14 protein-coding genes and 1 tRNA gene are annotated in these 16,811 nt (G+C 68.2%); 10 read left to right on the top strand and 5 right to left on the bottom strand.

Annotated elements, in window-relative coordinates:
* Positions 1-5 precede the first annotated feature (5 nt).
* Positions 6-794, bottom strand: coding sequence for an SDR family oxidoreductase (locus tag HF886_RS15390; protein WP_169652776.1), 789 nt, complete (start codon positions 792-794; stop codon positions 6-8).
* The gene (locus HF886_RS15395; protein ID WP_169652777.1) at positions 791-1,957 is read right to left on the bottom strand and encodes a hypothetical protein; all 1,167 of its coding nucleotides are present in this window, start codon (positions 1,955-1,957) and stop codon (positions 791-793) included. Before HF886_RS15395 ends, HF886_RS15390 begins: the two co-directional genes overlap by 4 nt.
* An 82-nt stretch (positions 1,958-2,039) precedes the next feature.
* Here HF886_RS15395 and HF886_RS15400 point away from each other — a divergent pair, with 82 nt between their 5' ends.
* The 5 genes from HF886_RS15400 to HF886_RS15420 all read left to right on the top strand — a co-directional run bounded on the left by HF886_RS15400 (position 2,040) and on the right by HF886_RS15420 (position 8,069).
* A complete protein-coding gene (locus HF886_RS15400; RefSeq protein WP_169652778.1) occupies positions 2,040-2,978 on the top strand; it encodes a helix-turn-helix domain-containing protein in 939 nt (312 codons plus the stop codon).
* A 127-nt stretch (positions 2,979-3,105) separates the two neighbouring features.
* Complete coding sequence (gene cysD / locus HF886_RS15405; protein ID WP_169652779.1) at positions 3,106-4,062, top strand: sulfate adenylyltransferase subunit CysD; 957 nt, start codon at positions 3,106-3,108, stop codon at positions 4,060-4,062.
* Positions 4,062-5,900, top strand: coding sequence for an adenylyl-sulfate kinase (cysC, locus tag HF886_RS15410; protein ID WP_169652780.1), 1,839 nt, complete (start codon positions 4,062-4,064; stop codon positions 5,898-5,900). Before cysD ends, cysC begins: the two co-directional genes overlap by 1 nt.
* Complete coding sequence (locus tag HF886_RS15415; RefSeq protein ID WP_169622488.1) at positions 5,897-7,027, top strand: 3'(2'),5'-bisphosphate nucleotidase CysQ; 1,131 nt, start codon at positions 5,897-5,899, stop codon at positions 7,025-7,027. The genes cysC and HF886_RS15415 overlap by 4 nt, the downstream gene beginning before the upstream one ends.
* 52 nt (positions 7,028-7,079) lie before the next feature.
* Positions 7,080-8,069, top strand: coding sequence for an MBL fold metallo-hydrolase (locus HF886_RS15420; protein WP_169622489.1), 990 nt, complete (start codon positions 7,080-7,082; stop codon positions 8,067-8,069).
* Between the two features lie 69 nt (positions 8,070-8,138).
* On the opposite strand, the gene HF886_RS15425 is transcribed toward HF886_RS15420, so the two are convergent.
* From HF886_RS15425 to HF886_RS15435, 3 genes are all read right to left on the bottom strand, one after another.
* A tRNA-Arg gene (locus HF886_RS15425) sits at positions 8,139-8,214 on the bottom strand.
* 111 nt (positions 8,215-8,325) lie between these two features.
* A complete protein-coding gene (locus HF886_RS15430) occupies positions 8,326-9,030 on the bottom strand; it encodes a DUF305 domain-containing protein (RefSeq protein ID WP_169622490.1) in 705 nt (234 codons plus the stop codon).
* Positions 9,031-9,032: 2 nt separating this feature from the next.
* Entirely contained in the window at positions 9,033-9,896 is an 864-nt protein-coding gene (locus tag HF886_RS15435; RefSeq protein ID WP_169622491.1) for a DUF3105 domain-containing protein, read from the bottom strand.
* 156 nt (positions 9,897-10,052) lie between these two features.
* Here HF886_RS15435 and argS point away from each other — a divergent pair, with 156 nt between their 5' ends.
* Genes argS through thrB form a run of 5 tightly spaced genes read left to right on the top strand, consistent with a single transcriptional unit; the run spans position 10,053 to position 16,503 of the window.
* Positions 10,053-11,705 carry an arginine--tRNA ligase gene (gene argS, locus HF886_RS15440; protein WP_169622492.1) on the top strand — a complete coding sequence of 551 codons (1,653 nt, stop codon included), beginning with the start codon at positions 10,053-10,055 and terminating at the stop codon, positions 11,703-11,705.
* A complete protein-coding gene (gene lysA / locus HF886_RS15445) occupies positions 11,702-13,123 on the top strand; it encodes a diaminopimelate decarboxylase (RefSeq protein WP_169622493.1) in 1,422 nt (473 codons plus the stop codon). The genes argS and lysA overlap by 4 nt, the downstream gene beginning before the upstream one ends.
* A complete protein-coding gene (locus HF886_RS15450; RefSeq protein WP_296550065.1) occupies positions 13,120-14,448 on the top strand; it encodes a homoserine dehydrogenase in 1,329 nt (442 codons plus the stop codon). Before lysA ends, HF886_RS15450 begins: the two co-directional genes overlap by 4 nt.
* Entirely contained in the window at positions 14,445-15,536 is a 1,092-nt protein-coding gene (gene thrC / locus HF886_RS15455) for a threonine synthase (RefSeq protein ID WP_169622494.1), read from the top strand. The genes HF886_RS15450 and thrC overlap by 4 nt, the downstream gene beginning before the upstream one ends.
* 37 nt (positions 15,537-15,573) lie before the next feature.
* Positions 15,574-16,503, top strand: a complete 930-nt coding sequence (gene thrB / locus HF886_RS15460; protein ID WP_169622495.1) for a homoserine kinase — start codon at positions 15,574-15,576, stop codon at positions 16,501-16,503.
* Positions 16,504-16,811: the final 308 nt, after the last annotated feature.

The following is a 16,811-nucleotide window of genomic DNA, read 5'->3' on the forward strand; positions in this document are numbered from 1 at the left end:
CCCGTTCAGTGGTGGTATTCGCCGCAGTTGACGTCGATGCACTGCCCGGTGATCGCCGACGCCATCGGTGACGCCAGGAAGATCACCGTGTCCGCGATCTCCTCGGTGGTCGGCAGGCGCCGCAGGTCGGAGGCCGCGGCGGTGTGCTCGTAGATCTGCTCGACGGTGGTGCCGTACTTCCCGGCCTGGTGCTCGAAGTACCCTCGAAGGGTTGGTCCCCAAATGTATCCCGGGGCAACAGAGTTGACCCGTACGCCGTGCGGCCCGAGTTCGGTGGCGAGGGACTGCGACATCGCCAGCAGCGCCGACTTCGCGAGTTTGTAACTGCCGTAACGCTCTTGGGAATGACGCAGGACCATCGAGTTGATGTTGACGACCGAACCGTCCGATTCGGTGAGCGCGGGCGTGAACGAGCGGGTCAGCCGCAGCGCAGCGAGCACCGTCAGCTCCACGCTGTCACGGATCTGCTGGAAATCGGTGTTCGCCAACGGCTTCATCGACGGAACGGAGAATGCGTTGTTGACGAGAGTATCGACGCGACCGAACTCGCCCTCCGCCGCGTCGACCAGTTCCGAGACGGAATCGTCGTCGGTGATGTCGGTCGGTACCGGCAGCGCGCGACGTCCCAGCGCCTCGACTTCCGCAGCCACCTTCTCGAGCCGTTCCCGGGTGCGGGCGGCAAGGACGACGTCGGCACCGTGCGACGCACATCGCAGGGCGAGGGTGCTTCCCAGGCCGGGCCCCACACCGGAGATGACGACGACGCGATCCTCCAACAAGCCGGCGGCGCTCATCCGAGCATCCGATCGGCGACGGCAGCCTGGCGTGCCCCGATGCGCGCGGCCCAGTCCTCGGGGGTGATGCGGTTCGACTCGTGGAACGGCAGCGCGCCGGGCAGTTCGTCGAACGGGACGACCTGTGCCACCGGTCCGTCGGCAGGAGAAAGCTCGCGATCGAGCCGTTGCCAGCGGAACTGCAGGATGCCGCGGCTGCGCCCGAGGGTTTCCACCCAGTTGGTGAGACCGGGATTGCGGGCCGACACCACGATCCGGACCATCCCGTCCGGATCGACCTGTGCCTGAGTGTTGTTCAGCGATGTCTGGTGATGGATGTACTCCAGCGAGATGTACCAGAGGCTTCCGATCTGGAAGCCCAGATACGGTGCGTCGGTCGCGGGCAGGGTCAACACCATCGCTTCGTCGTCGGCCAGGTCGAAATGACCCACCGACGAGTACTGGGTGTCGAGCCCGCCCGGTGTCCGCCGCGGTTCGGTGACGGTGTTGACCGGAAGCTTCAGGTAGAACCACTCGGGGAACTGCAGCCACGTCTTCACTCGCGAGACGAGGGCGCGACCGGCACGCTCGTACCGTGTCACCGCGTCCTGGCGGGTGAGCTCGGGAGGTGCCGTGCCGAGGGTGTCGAGGCGGTCGATGCGCAGGGTGCCGCGTCGCTGCGTCCAGTCGCTGTAGACCTCCCGGACAACGAGCTGGGACGATCCCGGCGCGAGCGTGAAGTAGTTGCGGTCGGGATCGCGTGGCCCGGGCCCGAACCGGACTTCGAAACTGCCGTCGTCCTCGATGCGCAGGGCGCGGTCGTCGAAGGCGGTGACGTTGCCGGGTACCGCGGCGTCGGTGTAGTTGCCGGCGAGAACCTGGAAACTGAGGTCGCACGTGGTGCCGCGACGTCCGGTGACGACGTATTCGGCGTTGTCGCGCACCACCGCACCCCAGTACAGGGTGTCCGGGTTGTCGAGGCCCATCTTCGCGTACGGGCCGGTGCCGGTGACGAACACGGGATGGGTGCTGCTGTACGCCCACGTGGCGTGGACACACGCGGCGATCCCTCCGGCCAGGTAGCCGTAGCCCTCGGTGAGGTCGGCCTCGGTACGGATGTGCGGGGCGGTGGCGACGATTTTTTCGGCCTCGGCTATCGCCGCGGTGAGTGGATCGGTGAGCACGTCGATCTCCTGTGGTCCATATATGTACCGCTGCGGTAGTCTCCGGTGCGCCGACGATAGAACGTGTTCCAGGGAGGGGTCAATGGTTCGTCGCAGTGACAGCGGCGAAGCGGGGATCGGAGTGCCCCTGCCGGGTGCCGCTCGACGTTCGCCGCCCACCGAGCGTGTCGTCCAGGTCCTCGATCATCTCGTCGCCCGGCCGGGTCTCAGGTTCGGACTCTCGGAGCTGGCGCGCGAACTCGGGCTGAGCAAGCCGACCTGCCTGGGCATACTCACCGCACTCACCGACGCGGGCTACCTCATCCGTGACCCGGCCGACAAGTCCTACGGCCTCGGCCCGGCGCTGATCGTCGCGGGCCGGGCCGCGCAGCGGGGGTTCGCGTCGGGACCGGTCGCACACCGCCACTTGGCTGCCCTGAGCTCCGAGTTCGGTGTGATGTGTACAGCGTCGGCGGTGGTCGGCGACCGGATCGCGATCCTCGACGTGGTCGGGGGAGCCGGCGCCGCCGCGGCCGCCCGCGTGGGGGAGGTCTACCCCTTCGCGCCGCCGGTCGGGCTCATGTACGTGCTGTGGGATACCGACGAACGTATCGAGCGGTGGCTGCGTCGCGAACCGACCCTGCCGGTGTCCGTCGATCGCGCACACCTGCGGCGCGTGATCGAGGAGTGCCGCCGCACCGGCTATCTCGTCGAGTCGCTCACCCGCGGCGGCCGGCGCCTCTACGCGCTGATGGCCGGTGTGGTGTCACACGACCTGGCCCCCGATCTCCGGGAGATGCTCGCAGAACTGGTGTCGAGTCCGGGCGAACGAGTGCTGCTGCCCGCCGATCTGGACACGGAACGCACACATCCCGTCAACCTGATCGCCGCGCCCGCCTTCGACCCGGACGGTCATCAGTCGCTCGTGCTGGCACTTCATCTCGAACGGGAGGTCGACCGCGCGGAGGTCGAGCGATGCGGATCGGCATTGCTGAGAGCCGCCGAGGCCGTCACGGTGGACCTCGGGGGCCGGCGTCCGTAGCGAGATCGGGCGTCGACAGCGAGATCGGGGCGTTGACCCGGAATTGAAACTCGTTCTATTCTGTGGCAGTCCTTTTCGACCGACTCGGTACAAATATGGACCGAGAACTCCGGGCTGGGAGCGCACGATGACGACGGTGCCGCCACGACGACCATCTCGGGACGGTGCACGTCGGGATCCCTCCTACGAGCTCAGCCTGCTCGGCGCCCTCGAAGCCGAGTCCGTGCACATCTTCCGCGAGGTCGCCGCGACCTTCGCGAGACCCGTGCTGTTGTTCTCCGGCGGCAAGGACTCGGCGGTGATGCTCCACCTCGCGACGAAGGCGTTCTGGCCGGCGCCGCCGCCGTTCCCCGTCCTGCACATCGACACCGGACACAACTTCGACGAGGTGATCGAGTTCCGCGACCGGACGGTCGCGCACCGGGGAGTTCGCCTGGTGACCGCCTCGGTCCAGGATGATCTCGATGCCGGACGGGCCGTGGAGGACGCCGGGCCCCGCGCGAGTCGTAACCGGCTGCAGACCGGAACCCTTCTGCGGGCGTTGAGGGACGGAGGATTCGACGCCGTGTTCGGCGGCGCCCGCCGCGACGAGGAGAAGGCGCGCGCCAAAGAACGCGTCTTCAGCCTGCGCGACGAGTTCGGGCAGTGGGACCCGAAGGCCCAGCGCCCCGAACTGTGGCACCTCTACAACGGCCGGCACCGCGTGGGCGAGCATGTCCGGGTCTTCCCGCTGTCGAACTGGACCGAACTCGACATCTGGCGATACATCCGGGACGAGCGCGTCGACCTGCCGTCCCTGTACTACGCCCACCGGCGTCCGGTGGTCGAGCGAGACGGAATGCTGCTCGCGCACACCCGTTTCCTCACCCTGCTGCCCGGCGAAACCCCCCGCGACACCCTGGTGCGATTCCGGACGGTGGGCGATGCCACCTGCACCGGATGCGTCGAATCCGCGGCCACCACGGCCGACGAGGTGGTCACCGAAGTCGCGGCGAGCCGCGTCACCGAGCGAGGCGCGACCCGCGCCGACGACCGCATCTCCGAAGCCGGAATGGAAGACCGGAAGAAAGAGGGTTACTTCTGATGCCGGGTCCGCTGCGCATCGCCACCGCCGGCAGCGTCGACGACGGCAAATCCACCCTGATCGGACGGCTCCTGTTCGACTCGAAGGCGGTGTTCGAAGACCAGCTCGACGCGGTGACCCGCACCAGTCACGACCGCGGTGCCGACCGCGCCGACCTGTCGCTGCTCACCGACGGCCTGCGGGCGGAACGGGAGCAGGGCATCACGATCGACGTGGCCTACCGATACTTCGCCACGGCGAACCGGACGTTCGTCATCGCCGACACTCCGGGCCACGAGCAGTACACCCGGAACATGGTCACCGGCGCGTCCACCGCGGATCTCGCGCTCGTCCTCGTCGACGCCCGCAACGGCATCGTCCGCCAGACGCGCCGCCATGCCTTCCTCGCCGGTCTGCTCGGCGTGCGCCACGTGGTCCTGTGCATCAACAAGATGGACCTGGTGGACTGGTCGCAGCAGCGGTACGACGAACTGTGCGACGAATTCCGGCAGTTCGCGACAAAACTCGACATTCCCGATCTCACGTTCGTTCCCGTCTCCGCGCTGCACGGCGACAACGTCGTGTCCCGGACGGCGAACATGCCGTGGTACGAGGGGACTTCGCTGTTGCACCACCTCGAACAGGTGCACGTCGCGTCCGACACCAATCTCATCGATGCGCGCCTGCCCGTGCAGTACGTGATCCGGCCGGCACACAGCGGCGATCGCCCCGGCTTCCGCGGATACGCCGGGACCGTCGCGGGCGGCGGATTCGCGCCCGGAGACGAAGTCGTGGTGCTTCCCTCCGGCTTCGGCACGCACGTGCGCAACATCTGGGGACCGGGCGGCACCGCGCTCGATCACGCGTATGCGGGCGCCGCGGTGTGCATCGACCTCGAGGACGACCTCGATGTGGGCCGCGGAGACATGCTGTGCAGGCCCAACAACCGGCCACTCGCCGGACACGAGATAGACGCGATGGTGTGCTGGCTCGACGACCGCGCCGCGCTTGACCCGGACGCCCGCTACGTCCTGCTGCACACCACCCGGTCCGTCACCGCGCGGGTGGTGCGTCTGGACTACCGGCTCGACGTCGATACCCTGCACCGCGACGAGACAGCCACTTCCCTGGCTCTCAACGACATCGGGCGGGTGCAACTGCGAACGCAGCAACCGTTGTTGTTCGACCCGTACCGGCGCAACCGGACCACCGGCAGTTTCGTACTCGTCGACGACAGGACCGGCAACACCGTCGCAGCCGGGATGATCACCGGCCCGACTCTCGGTGAGGCCGGGGTGGTGTGGCACTCGGCGGAAGTCGCGCGCGCCGACCGGGGACGATCGGGTGCGACCGTGTGGCTCACCGGGCTGTCCGCGTCGGGCAAGTCCACGGTGGCCGTCGAACTCGAGCGCCGCCTGATCGCGGAGGGCATCCCCGCCTACCGCCTCGACGGTGACAACCTGCGGCACGGACTCAATTCCGATCTCGGGTTCGGCCCGGCCGACCGGGCGGAGAACGTCCGCCGCGTAGGAGCGGTCGCCCAGATGATGGCCGACGCCGGCCTGGTCGCGATCTGCGCGCTCATCAGTCCGTACCGCGCCGACCGCGAACGCATCCGGCAGCAGCACGAGGACGCCGGCATTCCGTTCGTCGAGGTGTTCGTCGATACACCGCTGGCGGAATGCGAAGCCCGCGACCCGAAAGGCATGTACGCGCGCGCCCGGGCGGGGGAGCTGACCGGGTTCACCGGAATCGACGACCCGTACGAACCGCCCCGTGCCCCGGAGCTGGTCCTGCGCCCCGATGACGGCACCGCGACAGCCCAGGCAGCGCTCGTCGTGCAATTGTTGACGGCATGACCGACGACGCCCACCACGAAGACGCCCGACTCGCTGCCGAGATAGCCTCAGGCGCAGGAGAATTGTTGTTGACCGTGCGAGCGATCGAGGGTGATGCCCTCGGTGGTCGTGAGCTGGGCCGTCGCGGCGACCACGCGGCCGACACCTACATCCTCGAGAGGCTCGCCGCGGCGCGTCCGGGGGATGCGGTGCTCTCCGAGGAATCCGCCGACGATCCGTCCCGGGTGGACGCGGACCGCGTCTGGATCGTCGACCCCCTGGACGGCTCGAAGGAATACGGTATGCCCGGCCATAGCGACTGGGCGGTGCACGTCGCACTGTGGGAAGCCGGTAAGGGGCTCACCGCGGGAGCGGTCGCACAACCGGCCATCGGCGTCGTACACAGCACCGACGATGCGGCGCCGGCACCGCGACCGATGCGCCGGCGCCCCCGCATCGTCATCAGCGGAAGCAGGCCACCCGCGTTCGTGTTCGACCTCGCACGCGACCTCGGTGCGGACCTGATCCGGATGGGGTCGGCCGGCGCGAAGGCGATGGCGGTGGTCCGTGGAGAGGCCGACGCCTATATCCACGCGGGCGGCCAGTGGGAATGGGACTCGGCGGCACCGGTCGCGGTCGCACAGGCCGCGGGCCTGCACTGTGCCCGGATCGACGGGAGCGCACTGGAATACAACCGCCCGCACCCATACCTGCCCGACCTGGTGATCTGTCGCGCCGACTGGGCGCCGGCCGTGATGGCTGCTCTCGCCGAGCATGCCACCGCGCCCGGGGAGAGCCCGCGGGTGGCGATGGCCCGTGCGTACATCCGGTCCCTCATCCGGCACGACGCCACCGACGTGCGTCTCGCGGCAGATGCGTGGCGGGTGGAGAACGGGCAGCGCACCGGCGACAGCGGCGCGGAGATCCGTCACCGACTCGAACACGGCGCCGAGTACCTGCCCATTCGGAGGGTGCGCGACCTGCAGTTCCACGAGTGGCACCACAGCGTCGTCGCACGCTTCGTGCTCGATGTCGCAGCGGGTCCGACGTCCGAGACGTCCGTGTCGGTCACCGAGCACTTCGAGATTCCGGCGGGGGAGATCCGCTCGATCGTGGCGATCATCGAACCCCTTCCTCAAAATAGTTGAACCTTTTGTGTAGCTTCGATCGGAAGTCACACTTCTTTGGGAGGAATCACGGATGACCGAAGCGCGCGATATCGGAGACGGCATACATGTCGTACCGGTCCCGGTGGCAGACCTGCCCGTCGGAGACACCCAGGTCTACGTGATGGAATCGCCTGGCGGAGTGGTCCTCGTGGACGTCGGATGGGACGACGACAGGTCCTGGGCGGCCCTGCAGGCCGGGCTGGCGGTCGCCGGGTTGTCGGTGACCGACGTCGAAGGCGTGGTGGTCACCCACTTCCACCCCGATCACGTGGGCCTCACCGGCAGAATCCGTGAGGCGTCGGGGTGTTGGGTCGCCATGAACGAGGCCGATTTCGCGCACCTCGAGGCGATGACCTCCGGAGCCGACCGGAGCGCGGAGGAGGCGGAATTGCTGCGCCGCGCCGGGGCGCCCGAACCCGAGATCGAACGGCACAGGGAAACGGCGGTCTACCCGCCCGGCCGTCCGGACATCCTTCCCGACCGCAAACTCGCGGCGGACGAGGTGATCCCCCTGGCGGGCCGCTCGTTGCGCACCGTCCTGACTCCGGGGCACACGGCCGGCCACGCGTGTTTCCTTCTCGAGGACCACGGAGTGCTGTTCAGCGGAGACCATGTGCTGGCCACCACCACCCCGCACGTCGGTGAATTCGACTTCCCGCTCCCGGAGCGCGACGCGCTCGGCGAGTATCTGGACTCGCTGCGGGCCGTGTCGACACTGCCCGTCCGGCGGACCCTGCCCGCGCACCGTCAGGAGATCGACGATCTGCCCCGCCGGGCCGGGGAACTCATCGCGCACCACGACCAGCGCCTCGACGACCTCTACGACGCGTTCGGCGACGAAGAACTCACGCTCTGGGAGGCCACGTCGAGGATGCGCTGGTACCGCCCGTGGGACGAGACGCCCATGCAGGGCAAGAAGATGGCACTCGCGGAAGGGTCCGCACACGTGCGGCAGCTCATCGAGCGAGGCCGGGTCCGCCGACTGCCCGGCACCGAACCGGCCCGGTTCGCGCGCGCCTGACGAACACGCCGCCACCCGGCAGCAGAACGACGACGGCCCCGCTTCGAAAACGAAGCGGGGCCGTCGTGGTGGTGCCCTCGGCAGGATTCGAACCTGCGACTTCTTGCTCCGGAGGCAAGCGCTCTATCCCCTGAGCTACGAGGGCAATCCGGGCCCACCGGCTGACCGGCGGTGCGGAGCTAGCCTAGCGCATTGCGCGCTCAACTCCACATCCGCAGGTCAGCGCGATAATCCGGGCCCGAGGTGTCCGCGATGATCAGTTCATCGGCAACGGTTGACCGCCGCGCTCGGTGAGCATGGACGTGATCAACTCGGATTCACCCGTCTGGGTGTCGACCATCTTCTGGGCGATGTTGCGCACCACATCCGTGCTCGCGTACTGAGCTCCGTACTCCATCATGGGCAGGCCGCCCTGGTGGTGGCGCAGCATCAGCTGGAGGAAGAGCACATCGAGTTCGGGGCCGCGTGCCGCGCGCAGTGCGGTGAGCTCCTCGGACGATGCCATGCCCGGCATCCTGCTCGCCCCGCCCGCCGCGTGCGCGGCGTCGTCCGACCCGTGGCTGTGTCCGTCACTCTCGGCCATCCACGTCATGTAGTCGCCGACCGGGAGCAGCGGGCGACCCCACAAGCTGAGCCAGCCCTGCATCTGACCGACCTGATTCTGCTGGGTGGTCAGGATGTCGTACGCGAGGCTGCGCACCCGGTCGTCCTCGGACTGCGTCACCGCGACCGCAGCCATCTCGATCGCCTGGTTGTGGTGCACCGACATGTCCTGCAAGAACCCCGCGTCGACCGAATCCGCTGCCGGTGTCGCAGGTGCCCGGTCCTCGAGCGGGATCCGTGCGAGGAACCCGGCGAGAAATCCCACGGCGACGGCAGCCACGGTCAGAAGCGCCAGAAACAAGCGCCCGTGCCCGCGGTCGGTGCTCTGCTCGGTCCGGTCGGCAGTGACGTCGCTCATGGTCAGCTCCCGGCCGGTACCTGCATGTCGGTGGGGAACTGTCCGGCACCACCGGCAGGGATCTGCTCGGTGCCGTCGACGGTGCCGCCATCCATCGGGACCGCATCCGGGCCGGGCTCGGACGCATCGAACGGCGGCGGGTTCGCGGGATCGAACGACGCGGGAAGCGTCGAGCAGCTGGCGCCGACCTCGGGGTAGGCGTACTGGTTCAAACGAAGCGACGCGATGAACTGGTCGATGCGCTCGTCGTCGGCGCTGTCGACCTTGAGCTGGTGACCCCACGACTGCAACGAGATCGGGGAATCGAGACCGGGGTACGGCGACATCATCGTGTAGGTGCGGCCGTCGACCTTGCCGGCGAGTGCGTCGCGCGCGGCGTCGTCGACCAGATCCGGGTTGTAGGCGATCCACACGGCGCCGTGCTCGAGCGAGTGCACCATGTTCTCGGTCCGGACGGGCTGGTCGTACACGGTGCCGGTGCAGGTTGCCCACACCGAGTCGTGCGGCCCACCGAACGGCGGCGAGTAGTCGTACGCCACCCGCTGCGCGGGATCGACGTGCTGGCCCGCCTCGTAGTCGACCGTGACGACACCGTCGATCGCCGAGGAAGGATCCTGATTGGACTCGGACGGCGACCACGCCGCCATCTCCTGCTGATTCTGGTATTTCGGCACGATGCTCACCGCGATGACCGCGATCAGGAGGACGACGAGAGCGACGCCTCCGATCATCACCCACGGGATCTGGCGTTGGGAAGGCACGCCGCGCGAACCGCGGCTCTGCTTCTTGGCGGCCTGGATGGCCTTCGACGACTTGGCTCCGGTTTTCTTGTTACCGGACCCACCACTGACAGAACCGCTGGGCATCGCTGGTTGCTCTTTCGACGGGCGGACAAAGAAGATGCGAGCCGCCGAAGCGCGCACGCAACGACAACTCTACGGGCGTCGCGGTGACAGCGGCCCCGGCGTCGGCTATGGGGGAGCGTCGGCGGCCCTTCGGACGAGCCAATAGGATGAATACCTGTGACTCCTTCCGACCTTGCCGAATTGCTCCACGGAACCGCCGCGACCGTCCTCGCCGATCGTGGTCTCGACGTGTCCGTCCTCCCCGAGACCCTTACCGTCGAACGCCCGCGCAACCCTGAGCACGGCGACTACGCGACCAATGTCGCCATGCAGGTCGCGAAGAAGGCCGGAGTCAACCCCCGTGAGCTCGCGACGTGGCTCGCCGAGGCGCTCACCGCCGCCGACGGCATCGACTCGGCCGAGGTCGCCGGTCCCGGCTTCCTCAATATCCGCCTCGCTGCCGACGCGCAGGGAGCGATCGTCGCGAAGGTCCTCGACGAGAACGACGCGTACGGCGCCGGGGACGACCTCGCCGGTAAGAAGATCAATCTCGAGTTCGTCTCGGCGAACCCCACCGGACCGATCCACCTCGGTGGCACCCGCTGGGCAGCCGTCGGTGACGCGCTCGGCCGGATCCTCACCGCACAGGGCGCGGAGGTCACGCGGGAGTACTACTTCAACGACCACGGCACCCAGATCGACCGCTTCACGCGGTCTCTGGTCGCATCGGCGCTCGGCGAGCCCGCCCCGGAGGACGGATACGCCGGTGCATACATCGTCGACATCGCCGACGAGGTGCTGAAGCAGCGCCCGGACGTGCTGGATCTGCCCGACGCGGAGCGCGACGAGGTCTTCCGCTCGATCGGGGTCGAGCTGATTTTCGCCCACATCAAGCAGACCCTCCACGAATTCGGTGTCGACTTCGACGTCTACTTCCACGAGAACTCGCTGTTCGAATCCGGAGCGGTCGAGAAGGCGGTCGAGACACTCAAGGCGTCCGGCAACCTGTACTTCTCGGACGGCGCGTGGTGGCTCAAGAGCACCGATTTCGGAGACGACAAGGATCGCGTCGTCATCAAGTCCGACGGCAACGCCGCCTACATCGCCGGCGACATCGCCTACTTCCAGGACAAGCGGTCGCGAGGCTTCGACCTGTGCATCTACATGCTCGGCGCCGACCATCACGGCTACATCGCGAGACTGAAGGCAGCCGCCGCCGCGTTCGGTGACGATCCCGACACCGTCGAGGTCCTCATCGGTCAGATGGTCAACCTGGTGCGCGGCGGCGAGACCGTCAAGATGAGCAAGCGGGCAGGCACCGTGATCAGCCTGGACGACCTCGTCGAGGCGATCGGTGTCGACGCTGCCCGCTACGCGCTCGTGCGTTCCTCGGTCGATCAGAGCATCGACATCGATCTCGAACTGTGGACGAGCACCACCAGCGAGAACCCGGTGTACTACGTGCAGTACGCGCACGCCCGGCTGTCGTCGATCGCACGCAACGCCGCCGACCTCGGGCTCGGCACCGAAGGCGCCGACCTGTCGCTGCTCACCCACGAGCGCGAGGGCGACCTCATCCGCACTATCGGCGAGTACCCCCGCGTCCTCGCCAAGGCCGCCGAACTGCGCGAACCGCACCGCGTGGCCCGCTACCTCGAGGAACTCGCCGGCACCTACCACCGGTTCTACGACGCCTGCCGCATCCTGCCCCAGGGCGACGAAGAACCCGGCGCCCTGCACACCGCGCGCCTGGCACTGTGTGCCGCCGCCCGCCAGGTGCTCGGCAACGGCCTCGGACTGCTCGGCGTCTCCGCTCCGGAGCGGATGTGAACGCGCACCCGGCCGGGCCCCGGCACGCAGAGATTCCCCACGCCCCGACCATCGCGGAACGCCCCCGCGACGCGGGTGAACTCAACAATCTCCATGCGCACGTGTGGCCCCGCAACGCGAGTCGCGGCGACGACGGTGTCCTGCAGATCGCGGGAGTGCCGGTCACCGACCTCGCCGAGAAGTACGGCACGCCGCTGTTCGTCGTCGACGAAGACGACTTCCGGTCGCGGTGCCGCGAGATAGCCGAGGCGTTCGGCCCGACTGCACGGGTGCATTACGCGTCGAAGGCATTCCTGTGCACCGAGATCGCGCGGTGGGTCCACCAGGAGGGGTTGTCGCTCGACGTGGCGTCCGGCGGCGAACTCGCGGTCGCGCTGCACGCCGGCTTCCCCGCCGACAAGATCGCCATGCACGGCAACAACAAGTCCGTGCACGAACTGCGCAGCGCCGTGGGCGCCGGTGTCGGGCACATCGTGCTCGACTCGATGGCCGAGATCGACCGCCTCGACGAGATCGCCGGTGAGCTGGGTGTCGTGCAGGACGTCCTCATCCGGGTCACCGTCGGTGTCGAGGCACACACCCACGAATTCATCTCCACGGCGCACGAAGACCAGAAGTTCGGTCTGTCGCTCGCCGGTGGCGCGGCCATGGCCGCCATCCGCCGCGTGTTCGCCACCGGCAACCTCCGGCTCGTCGGGCTGCACAGCCACATCGGCTCGCAGATCTTCGACGTCGACGGATTCGAACTGGCCGCGCATCGCGTGATCGGACTGCTGCGCGACGCCGTCGCCGAGTTCGGACTCGACCGGACGGCGCAGATGAGCATCATCGATCTCGGCGGTGGCCTCGGCATCTCGTACATCCCGAGCGACGACCCGCCGCCGGTCGCGGACCTCGCCGCGAAGCTCACCGACATCGTGCGCAACGAGTCGGCCCTCGTCGGCCTTCCCGAACCCACGATCGCCGTCGAACCCGGACGCGCGATCGCCGGACCGGGCACCGTGACCCTGTACGAGGTGGGCACCGTCAAGGACGTCGGAGTGGGGACGGGCCACACCCGCCGCTACATCAGCGTCGACGGTGGAATGAGCGACAACATCCGCACCTCGCTCTACCAGGCCGAGTACGAGTCGCGGCTCGTCTCGCGGGTCAGCGACGCGGAACCCGTCGTCGCCCGCGTCGTGGGCAAGCACTGTGAGAGCGGTGACATCGTGATTCGCGACGCGTGGATGCCGTCGGACGTGGGCGCCGGTGATTTACTGGCGGTAGCGGCGACGGGTGCATACTGCTACTCGATGTCCAGCAGGTACAACCTGCTGCCTCGTCCCGCCGTCGTGGCTGTCAAGGACGGCGTCTCGCGTGTCCTGCTACGTCGGGAAACCGTCGAAGATCTGCTCAGCTTGGAGGTTACGGAGTGACCAACTCAACGGTGACCGATGCACCGGGGCAGCGCCCCGTCGGTGTAGCGGTGCTCGGCCACGGCACGGTAGGAGCCGAGGTCGTGCGGATCATCCGTGATGATGCTTCGGATCTCCGTGAGCGCATCGGCGCCCCGCTCGAACTGCGCGGGATCGCGGTGCGGGACCTCTCCTACGACCGGGGCGTGCCGGCGGAACTTCTCACCACCGACGCCGAGGCGTTGATCACCCGCGACGACGTCGACATCGTCGTCGAACTGATCGGCGGAATCGAACTGCCCCGCACTCTGGTGCGTGCGGCACTCGACGCCGGCAAGTCGGTCGTCACCGCCAACAAGGCGCTGCTCGCCGCGTACACCGGTGAACTCGCCGAGGCTGCCGAGTCACACAACGTCGATCTCTACTTCGAGGCCGCGGTGGCCGGTGCGATCCCCGTCATCCGTCCTCTGACCCAGTCGCTCGCGGGTGACCGGGTCGACCGTGTCGTCGGCATCGTCAACGGCACCACCAACTTCATCCTCTCCGCGATGGACGACACGGGCGCCGACTACGCCGAGACACTCGCCGAGGCCGGCCGCCTCGGGTATGCCGAAGCGGACCCCACCGCCGACGTCGAGGGCTACGACGCCGCGGCCAAGGCCGCGATTCTCGCGTCGATCGCCTTCCACACGAGGGTGACCGCCAGCGACGTGTACCGCGAAGGCATCTCGAACATCACGGCGGCGGACCTCACCTCTGCCCGCGCCCTGAACTGCACCATCAAACTGCTCGCACTCTGCGAACGGGTCTCCGATCCCGACGGCAAGGACCGCGTCTCGGCCCGGGTGTACCCCGCCCTCGTGCCGCGCGAGCATCCCCTGTCGACGGTGAGCGGTGCGTTCAACGCGGTCGTGGTCGAAGCCCAGTCCGCGGGACGGCTCATGTTCTACGGCCAGGGCGCGGGCGGCGCCCCGACCGCGTCCGCGGTGATGGGCGACGTCGTGATGGCGGCCCGGAACCGTGTGCACGGTGGCCGCGGACCGCGCGAGTCCCGATACGCGAAGCTCGATATTGCCCCGATGAGCGACATCGTGACTCGGTATTACGTGAATCTGCAGGTCGCCGATCGTGCCGGTGTGCTCTCGGCCGTCGCTGCCGAGTTCGCGAACCGCGGCGTCAGCATCTCCGCTGTGCGACAGGAGGGTGCCGCAGAAAGCGCCCGCCTGGTGGTGCTCACGCATCGCGCCACCGATCGGGCGTTGGCGGACACCATCGCCGCGCTCGACAAACTCGAATCCGTTATTGCTGTGACCAGCGTCCTGAGACTGGAGGGATCCGCCGAATGAGTGCGGCCGAAAAAAACACTGCTCCCGTGCACACCCCGTGGCCCGGGCTGATCGAGGCGTACCGCAGTCGCCTCCCGATCGGTGACGGCTGGAAGACGGTGACGCTGTGCGAGGGCGGTACGCCGCTGCTCCCGGCCCCCCGGCTGTCGGAGATCACCGGGTGCGACGTCTACATCAAGGTCGAGGGCCTCAACCCCACGGGGTCGTTCAAGGACCGCGGCATGACGATGGCCGTCACCGAAGCACTCGCGACCGGCAAGCAGGCGGTGCTGTGTGCGTCCACCGGCAACACGTCGGCGTCGGCGGCGGCGTACGCGTCGCGCGCCGGGATCGGCTGCGCGGTGCTCGTGCCGCAGGGCAAGATCGCCATGGGCAAGCTCGCACAGGCGGTCATGCACGGCGCGAAGATCGTTCAGGTCGAGGGCAACTTCGACGACTGCCTCGAACTCGCCCGCAAGACCACCGCCGAGTTCCCGACCATCGGGCTCGTCAACTCCGTCAACCCGGTTCGCATCGAGGGCCAGAAGACCGCGGCGTTCGAGATCGTCGACGCACTCGGCGATGCACCCGACGTGCACGTGCTGCCGGTGGGCAACGCAGGCAACATCACCGCGTACTGGAAGGGTTACTCCGAGTACTTCGCGGACGGCCTGAGCTCGCGCAAGCCCCGGATGCTCGGCGTCCAGGCAGCCGGTGCCGCCCCGCTCGTGCTCGGACACCCGGTGAAGGATCCCGAGACGATCGCCACAGCCATCCGGATCGGTGCACCCGCGTCGTGGAACGGTGCGGTCACCGCGAAGGACGAGTCCGACGGCGCGTTCCGCGCGGCCACGGACGAGGAGATCCTGGAGGCCTACCACCTGCTCGCGAAGTCCGAGTCGATCTTCGTCGAGCCCGCCTCGGCAGCATCGATCGCCGGCTTGCTCGCGGCCTCCAAGGACGGATGGCTGCCGCGCGGACTGCGGGTGGTGTGCACGGTGACGGGCAACGGTCTCAAGGACCCGGACACCGCGCTGCGCGACGTTCCCGTCGTCGAGCCGATTTCGGTCGATCCCGTCGCAGTGGCGTCGGCGCTCGAGTTGGTCTGAGTTGACCGCCACGGCTTCCTCTGTTGGGAATCAGAACATGACGCAAACGCTGCCCGTAGGAATCTCGGTGACCGCCCGGGTTCCTGCTTCGAGTGCGAACCTGGGGGCCGGGTTCGACTGCCTCGGCCTCGCACTCGGGCTCTACGACGAGATCACCGTGACGACAACCGGTTCCGGTCTCGACGTGCGCGTCGAAGGGGAAGGTGCCCAAGAGGTCCCTTGGGGCCCGTCGCATCTCGTGGTTCGCGCCGTCGAGCGCGGTCTCGAAGCGGCGGGCATCTGGGCCGACGGTCTCGACGTGGTGTGCCGCAATGTGATTCCTCATTCCCGCGGCCTGGGGTCGTCGGCATCGGCTGCGGTCGGCGGACTCGCCGCCGCCAACGGTCTGGTGCGTAAAGTCGCGCCCGAGCGGGTGCTCGACGACGCCCAGCTCGTCCAGCTCGCCTCCGAGTTCGAGGGGCATCCCGACAATGCGTCGGCGAGTGTGCTCGGCGGTGCGGTGGTCTCGTGGAGCGAGGTGGACAGCGGCTGCGAACAGCGGCGGTTCCGCGCGGTGTCGCTGAGCGTGCACCCCGGCATCAAGGCCGTCGCCCTGGTGCCGTCGGTTCGCTCGTCGACCGCGCACACGCGCGGGCTGCTGCCTGCGCTCGTCCCGCACCGCGACGCGGCGTTCAACGTGAGCCGCGCTGCCCTGGCGGTGGTCGCCCTGACCGAGCGGCCGGATCTGCTCATGGCGGCCACCGAGGATCTTCTGCACCAAGCCCAGCGCGCTCCCGCCCTGCCGCTGACCACCAAGTGGGTGACCACGCTGCGCGCTGCCGGGATTCCCGCCATGGTCTCGGGTGCCGGCCCCACTGTGCTCGCGCTGACCACAGAGCCGTTCCCCGACGAATTGCGGGCTGCGGCGGAGGCGGACGATCTCACTGTCCTTCCTCTCGATGTGGCCGAGGGAGTGCAGGTCGACTGACGCGGTTCGTGTCACATCGCACACCGCTGTGCGTGCGCGTCGATTCTTGCCCTGCGTCCAGTTCGTCGCTATCCTGTGGGAAGTCCGCACGTCGTGCGTCCGAAGTCGCCGGATTCTCCAGGACACTCACTCCAGCTCCATGGGGCGTCGATCCCGGGTCCATCCTCACCTGCTCCCGATTCAGGGGGAGGGCCAGGCCGCACCCACCGGATCGGTGTGGTGGCGGACGTGCCGACCGTTCGATTCATGAACTCGTACGGCAATCCCAGCTCAGTGCCAGGAACTGATCTGCGGAACGAACCCTCGGC

This window comes from Rhodococcus sp. 105337 (genome assembly GCF_012844225.1).
Lineage (GTDB): Bacteria > Actinomycetota > Actinomycetes > Mycobacteriales > Mycobacteriaceae > Rhodococcus.

Coding starts and splice junctions, on each gene's coding strand:
- cysD (WP_169652779.1), top strand. CDS start 3,106: ATGACGACGGTGCCGCCACGACGACCATCTCGGGACGGTGCACGTCGG.
- cysC (WP_169652780.1), top strand. CDS start 4,062: ATGCCGGGTCCGCTGCGCATCGCCACCGCCGGCAGCGTCGACGACGGC.
- HF886_RS15420 (WP_169622489.1), top strand. CDS start 7,080: ATGACCGAAGCGCGCGATATCGGAGACGGCATACATGTCGTACCGGTC.
- HF886_RS15390 (WP_169652776.1), bottom strand. CDS start 794: ATGAGCGCCGCCGGCTTGTTGGAGGATCGCGTCGTCGTCATCTCCGGT.
- HF886_RS15415 (WP_169622488.1), top strand. CDS start 5,897: ATGACCGACGACGCCCACCACGAAGACGCCCGACTCGCTGCCGAGATA.
- HF886_RS15430 (WP_169622490.1), bottom strand. CDS start 9,030: ATGAGCGACGTCACTGCCGACCGGACCGAGCAGAGCACCGACCGCGGG.
- HF886_RS15400 (WP_169652778.1), top strand. CDS start 2,040: ATGGTTCGTCGCAGTGACAGCGGCGAAGCGGGGATCGGAGTGCCCCTG.
- thrB (WP_169622495.1), top strand. CDS start 15,574: ATGACGCAAACGCTGCCCGTAGGAATCTCGGTGACCGCCCGGGTTCCT.
- thrC (WP_169622494.1), top strand. CDS start 14,445: ATGAGTGCGGCCGAAAAAAACACTGCTCCCGTGCACACCCCGTGGCCC.
- HF886_RS15435 (WP_169622491.1), bottom strand. CDS start 9,896: ATGCCCAGCGGTTCTGTCAGTGGTGGGTCCGGTAACAAGAAAACCGGA.